This window comes from Galbibacter sp., from assembly GCF_035306585.1.
Classification (GTDB): domain Bacteria; phylum Bacteroidota; class Bacteroidia; order Flavobacteriales; family Flavobacteriaceae; genus Galbibacter.
Window position 1 is genome coordinate 1 of the sequence record NZ_DATGNU010000135.1, and the last position, 7566, is coordinate 7566.

Here is a 7566-nt window from a genome sequence, read left to right on the forward strand (position 1 = left end):
GCTGCAGCTTTGGTTATTCCTGCGTCAGCAGCCATCGCATCGATTAATTCTGTTTTGTTCATAATTTAAAGATTTAAAAATGAATATACGGTTAAACATTTATTTAATTCGCTACACAAAATTATACGGATTTCATTCTCATGCAAGTAATATCAAGGGAAATCCACGTATTTGTTAATAACTTCGCTTGATTGTTAATAAAGTGGCTTGCATTTTACAAAATCCTACTACCCTAACGATGACGCGGGCTTAGCGCATTTTAGCTTCAGAATTAAATGAAAAACCATTTAGAACATCTTTAATAGGCATTCTTCGTTTACCAGCCAGTTGAATTTCATTTAAGACAACAAAGCCATTGGAACATGCAATTTTAAGTTTCTTGTCCTCCACTAAAACAGCTCCAGGTACTAAATCGTGCCCTTTTAATTCCACACCACTATTATATACCTTTAAATTTATTTGCTCATCATCTCCGTTTTCAAGCACTGTCCAAGCTGCTGGATAAGGACTCAGTCCTCTAATTAAATTATGAATAACCCCGGCGCTTGTATTCCAATCAATCCTGGTGTTCTCCTTATTTAACTTATAGGCTGTTTTTTCTATTCCCTGTTGCGGTTGGTTGGTAGTTGTAACCGTATTAGTAACTATTTTCCTCAAAGTCTCCACCACTAGCGCTGCACCTTGATTCATTAATCGATCATGTAAATCACCAGCATTCTCATCGGGATCAATAGTAGTTGAACGTTGCGCAATAATCGCTCCTGTGTCAATCTTATCATCAATAAAGAAGGTAGTCACTCCGGTTTGATGTTCCCCATTGATTAAAGCCCAGTTAATGGGAGCAGCTCCCCTATACTCTGGCAGCAATGAAGCATGAAGGTTAAAGGTCCCAAACTCAGGCATATCCCAAACCACTCTCGGAAGCATCCTAAAAGCAACCACAACCTGCAAGTTTGCTTGTAAAGCCCGTAAAGACGCTATAAAATTTTCGTCCTTTAAGTTGGTAGGCTGAAGCACATGCAATCCCTTCTCTTGCGCAAATTTCTTAACTGCTGATTGTTGAACCTTACGACCACGACCCGCTGGGCGATCTGGGGCCGTTACAACTCCAACAACATTGTAGTCATTATCCAGTATATGCTTTAAGGTAGCCACCGCAAAATCTGGTGTACCCATAAAAACGATGCGCAAATCTCTATTCATGAATGCTTATATTTTTTTTCAAAATTACACAAAAATAAAGAAATCGCTAGGTGGTCAGCGATCATTCAAATAGGCAAATACAGCTTTTTGAGAACGACTCAACACGCTCTAAAACCACAATTGGAGAGACTTTACAACTTTCAGTAGTTTTGATTGAGTCAACAACCTAAAAATGAAATTCTATTAAGAAAGTTTAAAATTATTACTGAAGTAATTTCAACTTTCTCCTATATTTGTAGAACTTTATCATTCAGATGAAACAACTACTCAAACAATACGAGGAGAAACCTCCAGAAATAGTATTTAATTGGAAAGACCCTGAAACTGAAGCCGAAGGCTGGACAGTAATCAATTCACTAAGAGGTGGTGCTGCAGGGGGCGGAACTCGAATGCGCATTGGTTTAGATGTAAATGAAGTTCTTTCTTTAGCCAAAACAATGGAAGTCAAGTTTACGGTTTCAGGACCTGCAATCGGCGGGGCTAAATCAGGCATAAATTTTGACCCCAATGACCCGCGAAAAAAAGGAGTCCTGGAACGATGGTACAAGGCCGTATCACCCTTACTTAAAAGTTACTACGGCACAGGAGGAGATTTAAACGTCGACGAGATCCACGAGGTCATACCTATCACAGAGGATTGTGGTGTATGGCATCCACAAGAAGGCGTATTTAATGGCCATTTCAAACCTACCGAGGCGGATAAAATCAACCGAATTGGACAATTGCGCCAAGGGGTTATTAAGGTTATTGAGAATAAAAATTTCTCGCCAGATATCCAAAAGAAATACACCATAGCAGACATGATCACTGGATACGGTGTGGCAGAATCGGTCAAGCATTACTACCAGATATATGGAGGTGAGATCAAAGGTAAAAAAGCCATTGTTCAAGGATTTGGAAATGTCGGCGCCGCTGCCTCCTATTATCTTTCACAATTAGGGGTCAAAATCGTTGGCATTATCGATATAAATGGCGGGCTTATAAATGAAGAAGGATTTAGTTTTGAGGAAATTAAATCCTTGTTTTTATCCAAAAAAGGAAATACGCTCTCGAGCACTACACTCATTCCTAGTAAGGAGATCAACAAGTTAATTTGGAAACTCCCGGCCGATATATTCTTACCATGTGCAGCTTCTCGGCTCATTACCAAAGACCAAATTGATCAGTTGATTGATTCTGGGTTACAAGTAGTCTCTTGTGGTGCCAATGTACCTTTTGCCGATAAAGAAATATTTTTCGGCCCCATTATGGAACATACCGATCAGCGCATTAGTCTTATTCCCGACTTTATATCTAATTGCGGGATGGCTCGGGTATTCGCCTATTTCATGGAACGCCGAACACAAATGACGGATGAAGCTATATTCTTAGATACATCGAACACCATCAAAAATGCTTTAACAAACACTTACAAAAAAAATGTGGACCAAACTAACATAAGTAAAACAGCTTTTGAACTAGCTTTAAACCAACTCATCTAAACAATTACCCTATCCTAAAAATTACTTGATGGAAACTATTATTATTATACTTTTTGTACTTGGCTATTTAGCCATTGCAATAGAACATAGTTTGAAAATTGACAAACTAATTCCTGCCCTTCTGATGATGGCTGCCTTGTGGGCTATTGTTTCTACAACCCATATGGACGTTTATGAGGTTAACGCTGCTATTAAAGAACTTGAACCAACCGACCTACACAATATCTTAGTACACCATCTAGGTAAAACGGCCGAGATATTAATCTTTTTAATGGGTGCAATGGCCATTATTGAAATTATAGATTTTTTCGACGGATTCGGCACCTTTAAAAAGTATGTGAGAACAAAAAACAAAAGAAAACTATTATGGTTCTTTAGTTTTTTAGCTTTTCTTTTATCAGCTATTATCGATAACCTAACTACTACTATTGTTCTTATCACCATAGTTCAAAAAATTATTAAGGATAGGCAACTAAGACTTTGGTTTGCAGGCATCGTGGTGATTGCCGCAAATGCTGGTGGTGCCTGGTCTCCAATTGGCGATGTTACCACAACCATGTTGTGGATAGGAAATAAAGTCACAACATTAGCCTTGGTTCAACAAGTTTTACTACCCTCGATTGCTTGTGTAGCCATCCCTACTTTTCTTACATCCCGATTATCAAATTTCAAAGGTGAAATTGAACAGGAACAAGAATTAAATGAAGTACCCAGTAACACCTCAAAATACGGTTCTATAATGCTATATTTAGGGCTAGGGTTCATTATATTTGTACCTATATTTAAAACACTTACACACCTTCCACCATATTTAGGAATGATGTTTTCTTTATCGATGACGGCTATTTTTGCAGAGATATTTAGTCGTAGAAAATTTGCACTTACAACACTGGATGAAAATAGTAATAATCCAACGTCATATCACAGTCCTTTAAGCCACTCGTTGGGTAGAATTGAAATGCCGAGCATCTTGTTCTTCTTGGGAATCTTGATGGCCGTTGCAGCGCTAGAGTCCCTTGGAATGTTATTCCATTTTGCCGAAGCGTTAAACAACTCAATTCCTTTACTTGGAACAGAATCTGGAGGAGAAAAAATATCCGATCTAGTGGTTATTATTTTAGGATTTGCATCTGCAGTTATTGATAACGTACCATTAGTTGCTGCGAGTATGGGTATGTTTTCCGCTGGATTAGATGATTCAGTTTGGCATTTTATTGCTTATTCAGCAGGTACCGGGGGAAGCATGCTTATAATTGGCTCAGCTGCAGGGGTCGTTGCCATGGGAATGGAAAAAATTGATTTCCTCTGGTATTTGAAGAAAATCGCATGGTTAGCCATGTTAGGATTCCTATCTGGAAGTATTGTATTTATTTTAATGCGTAATTTCGTTTTAAATTCATAATTTCGAACAATTTTTATCGTTATAAACTAAACTTAAAAGATCATAAGTTATATGAATTTATTTCAAGAAGTGGCCCCAGAGGTCGCTGAAGAGGTGCTTTCAGAGGAGAAGACCCTTTCAGTAATCGACTTAATCATAAATGGTGGAACAGCAAGTATAGTCATTATCGCAATCTTATTTGTTATGCTATTTATGGCACTTTACATCTATTTCGAGCGCAATTTTGCAATAAAAGCCGCCTCTAAGATTGATAAAAACTTTATGAATCAAATTAAAGACCATATTTCAAATGGTAAAATAGAGGCTGCAAAAATTCTATGTGCACAAACAGATTCTCCAGTAGCGAGATTAACCGAAAAAGGGATTTCTAGAATTGGAAAACCATTGGAGGATATTAATAAAGCTATAGAAAATGCAGGTACACTGGAGGTTTATAAATTAGAAAAAAATGTCAGTATATTAGCCACTATAGCAGGAGCTGGGCCAATGATTGGATTCTTAGGAACGGTCATTGGTATGATCATTGCGTTTCACCAAATGGCAACAAGTGGTGGACAAGCTGAGATGGGATTACTAGCAGGGGGTATTTATACAGCGATGACAACTACCGTTGCAGGATTAATTGTTGGTATTATAGCTTATTTTGGATATAACCATTTAGTAGTTAGAACAGACAAAGTTGTCCATCAAATGGAGGCTAATGCCGTTGAGTTCTTGGACCTATTAGACGAACCAGCATAAGGTTTACTTTATGACATATGATATGATCAGATAATTGGCCACTGTCTAATTATCTGTTCTTTTTAACATCAAATTCTACACAAATGAAACTGAGAGGAAGAAATAAAGTATCAGCAGAATTCAGTATGAGTTCCATGACAGATATCGTTTTTTTGTTATTGGTTTTCTTTATGCTTACTTCAAATTCACCCAATGCACTCGATCTATTACTGCCAAAAGCTAAAGGAAAATCCACTAATACTCAAAATGTATCAGTGAGCATTAATAAAGATCTTGAAATCTATATCGATAAGGTAAAGGTCAACCCTCAATTTGTTGAAACAGAACTCAGACGCAGATTAAAAGGAGTAGAAAAACCTACCATAATTCTAAGGGCTGAACAAAGTGTCCCTATTGATAATGCTGTCCATATTATGGATATTGCAAACCAGAATGACTATAAAGTAATACTCGCAGTAAGGCCAAAATAAGATGTCACTACTTGATACCACTCATAAAAGAAAATCATTCACATTGACAACAGCGTTACTTACAGCCCTGTTGCTACTTTTCTTTTATATTGGATTATCCTACTTAGACCCACCCATTGAAAGTGGTATTACTATAAATTTTGGAACAACAGAATTCGGAAGTGGTAATGTACAGCCTAATGAACCCATTAAAAGTCAACCACAGCATCAACCAGAGCCCGTTGAAGAAACAACTCCTATTATTGAAAAATCACAACCCGAAGAAGCCACATCAACCCCTGCAGAGGAAGTAAAAACGGAAGAAGTCGTTATTCAAGACAACGAAGAATCTTTAGTAATCCAGCAGCAGAAAGAGGCAGAAGCTAAAAGAAAAGCGGAGGCGGCAGCACAAGCGAAACGTCAAGCGGAGGAAGAGGCTAAAAGGAAGGCTGAAGCAGAAGCAGAAGCAAGGCGTCAGGCGGAGGCAGAACGTATCCGAAAGGAGCAAGAAGCCAAAAGACAAAACTTAGATGCCCTTATGGGGGGATTAAACAGCTCAGAGGGTACCGCTACTGGTAACGACGGGGATGATAATAGAGCGGGTGACAAAGGCCAGATTGATGGTGACCCTTATGCCAATAGTTATTACGGCAGCGCTGGAAGTGGAACCGGCGGAACGGGATATGGATTAAGTGGAAGAAGCTTAAGGGCAAGCGATAAGTTTGTTCAACAGTGTAACGAGCAAGGAACAGTAGTTGTAGAAATCGAAGTGGACCGCTCTGGAAATGTAGTAAAAACATCACCAGGGGTTAAAGGAACTACCAATACGGCAAAGTGTCTTTTAGATGCCGCTGCAAAAACCGCACAGTCTTATAAATGGAATGCAGACCCTAAGGCACCTGTTCGCCAAATAGGCTTTGTGGTGGTTAACTTTAAATTGGGCGAGTAAAAAATGACCTATCCTCAAACTTTGGACTGGATGTTTTCCAGACTCCCTATGTATCAAAAACAAGGGGCAACAGCTTTAAAACCAAAATTGACTAATACCATCGCGTTTTGTCAATATTTACAAAACCCCCAAAGACATTTTAAAACAATTCATGTTGCTGGAACCAATGGCAAAGGTTCCTCAAGTCATATGCTGGCTTCAGTTCTACAAGAAGCAGGATATAAAGTTGGGCTCTACACCTCCCCTCACCTTGTTGACTTCAGAGAACGCATTAAAATAAATGGCATTCCAATACCTCAAAAGACCGTAGTCCACTTTATAGAAAAGCACAAAAATTATTTAATAGAGCAAGAGCTCTCATTTTTTGAAATGACCGTTGGCATGGCTTTTTGGTATTTTAAGGAACAAAAAGTGGATATTGCCGTTATTGAGGTAGGGCTAGGAGGACGTTTTGACTCCACCAACATCATCGATCCTGAGGTATCTCTAATTACCAACATTGGCCTTGATCATACGGATATCCTAGGAGCAACCATTGAATTAATTGCCGCTGAAAAAGCAGGTATTATTAAACAGAACACCCCAGTGGTAATAAGCGAATTTAACCCGTTGAGTTTTCCGGTCTTTGAAGCTATAGCCAAACAGAAGAATGCACCACTAACCTTGGCAGATAAATTAGAGGTTCATTACAAAAGTGATTTACTTGGGCCCTATCAGTTAAAAAATATAAAAGGTGTTGTGGCTACACTATCGCAGCTAAAAGGGTTTCATATCAATGAAATTCATTTAAAAAAAGGGCTAGAGAACACGGTCAAAAACACACAATTATTAGGGCGTTGGCAAAAAATAGGTTCCAAGCCGACAGTGTTGTGTGATACGGCTCATAACGAAGATGGGCTTTCGATAGTGCTTGCACAACTGAAACAAGAAACTTATCAGAAGCTACATATTGTTTTTGGTTTTGTTAAGGACAAAAATTTAGCGAGTATCCTGCCTTTATTTCCAAAAAATGCCACATATTATTTTTGTTCTCCAAATATTTCAAGGGGATTAGACGCTATGGCACTGAAAGAAAAAGCAGCAGAATTTGAGCTTGATGGATTGGTATATGATTCAGTGTCAGAAGCCTTGATTGCTGCTCACAAAAATGCCACTATACAAGATTTTATATACGTTGGTGGTAGCACCTTTGTGGTGGCAGAAGTCCTCTAATTTTTTAAAACTTTTTCTTTGCTCATATAAAAAACTGTTCTATATTTGCAACCGCAATCGAGTAAATGAAAGGGCGATTAGCTCAGTTGGTTCAGAGCACCTGCCTTACAAGCAGGGGGTCACTGGTTC

Annotated in this window: 7 protein-coding genes and 1 pseudogene; 6 read left to right on the forward strand and 2 right to left on the reverse strand. The window is 38.6% G+C overall.

Translation table 11 applies throughout. The features are described from left to right. Both VKY50_RS12410 and fmt read right to left on the reverse strand, forming a co-directional pair. Nucleotides 1-62, reverse strand: a pseudogene (locus VKY50_RS12410) (HU family DNA-binding protein); the annotation flags it as partial. Between the two features lie 187 nt (nt 63-249). Then, entirely contained in the window at nt 250-1203 is a 954-nt protein-coding gene (fmt, locus tag VKY50_RS12415; protein ID WP_324302130.1) for a methionyl-tRNA formyltransferase, read from the reverse strand. A 254-nt stretch (nt 1204-1457) separates the two neighbouring features. Between fmt and VKY50_RS12420 the strand changes: the two genes are divergently transcribed. The 6 genes from VKY50_RS12420 to VKY50_RS12445 all read left to right on the forward strand — a co-directional run bounded on the left by VKY50_RS12420 (nt 1458) and on the right by VKY50_RS12445 (nt 7437). Continuing rightward, nucleotides 1458-2684 carry a Glu/Leu/Phe/Val dehydrogenase dimerization domain-containing protein gene (locus VKY50_RS12420; protein WP_324302131.1) on the forward strand — a complete coding sequence of 409 codons (1227 nt, stop codon included), beginning with the start codon at nt 1458-1460 and terminating at the stop codon, nt 2682-2684. A 28-nt stretch (nt 2685-2712) separates the two neighbouring features. Then, nucleotides 2713-4086: a sodium:proton antiporter NhaD gene (nhaD, locus tag VKY50_RS12425; protein ID WP_324302132.1), complete on the forward strand. Its 1374-nt coding sequence runs from the start codon at nt 2713-2715 to the stop codon at nt 4084-4086. A 51-nt stretch (nt 4087-4137) separates the two neighbouring features. After that, nucleotides 4138-4827, forward strand: a complete 690-nt coding sequence (locus VKY50_RS12430) for a MotA/TolQ/ExbB proton channel family protein (RefSeq protein WP_324302133.1) — start codon at nt 4138-4140, stop codon at nt 4825-4827. Between the two features lie 83 nt (nt 4828-4910). Then, on the forward strand, nt 4911-5297 hold the full coding sequence (locus tag VKY50_RS12435) for an ExbD/TolR family protein (RefSeq protein WP_324302134.1): 387 nt from the start codon (nt 4911-4913) through the stop codon (nt 5295-5297). A 1-nt stretch (nt 5298) separates the two neighbouring features. Continuing rightward, a complete protein-coding gene (gene tolA, locus VKY50_RS12440) occupies nt 5299-6225 on the forward strand; it encodes a cell envelope integrity protein TolA (protein ID WP_324302135.1) in 927 nt (308 codons plus the stop codon). A 3-nt stretch (nt 6226-6228) separates the two neighbouring features. Then, a complete protein-coding gene (locus VKY50_RS12445; protein ID WP_324302136.1) occupies nt 6229-7437 on the forward strand; it encodes a bifunctional folylpolyglutamate synthase/dihydrofolate synthase in 1209 nt (402 codons plus the stop codon). The last annotated feature ends 129 nt before the right edge of the window (nt 7438-7566 follow it).